This is a genomic window from Mycoplasma sp. HS2188, assembly GCF_025209835.1.
Lineage (GTDB): Bacteria > Bacillota_I > Bacilli_A > Mycoplasmatales > Metamycoplasmataceae > Mycoplasmopsis.
Map to the genome: position 1 here is coordinate 1 of NZ_JAOAOI010000063.1, position 656 is coordinate 656.

Sequence of the window (656 nt, forward strand, 5' to 3'; positions counted from 1 at the left end):
CAGCAGCTGAAACAATATTTTTCGATGCAACTCCACGTTTTGAGTTTTGAGCCATCAATCTTGATTTTTGGTCATTAATATTTAATTCTTTTCTCGAACTACGCTGTGTTCTCGCATCAATTAAACTTCCTAACGCTTCATGTCTTTGTGCTAATTCTTTATATTTCTCCGAATTAACTCCACCTTCCTGAGCAGCTAGTTTTTCCATTTCTTTCAAGGTTTGATTTTCTTGTTTAATTAATTTATTATCACTAGCTCTTAAATCAGATTTTTTATAAGCACTATTTCCTGAAGCTAATTCTTTTCTAATCATTGCTCTTTCAGCTTTACTTTCCAACTTATCATTTGCTATAGCCATTCTTTGGTCTTCTGAACGCATATTTAAGCTTTGCATTTCTTTAGCATATCCAGCTTTTGATAACTCGCCTGATTTCAATTTATTTTTTAAATCTCTCTTAGCTTCTAATTTTTGTAATCCTGCCTTACCACGAGTTAAACCCACACCAGCAGTTTTTAATGCTTTACCACCAGCTTTCGTTGCCTTACCAAGTGCTTTAAACGCACCACCAATACCAGCACCTAATGCCATTCCACTAGCCAATAAACCTTTAGTTTCCGACATAGTCTCTCTCACTGATGCAGATTCTCCAACAAAT

General features: G+C 35.2%; 1 protein-coding gene. It reads right to left on the bottom strand.

The genetic code is table 4. The features are described from left to right. On the bottom strand, window positions 1-622 hold a 622-nt coding region (locus tag N1F73_RS03820; RefSeq protein ID WP_260360171.1), incomplete at its 3' end, for a hypothetical protein. Window positions 623-656: the final 34 nt, after the last annotated feature.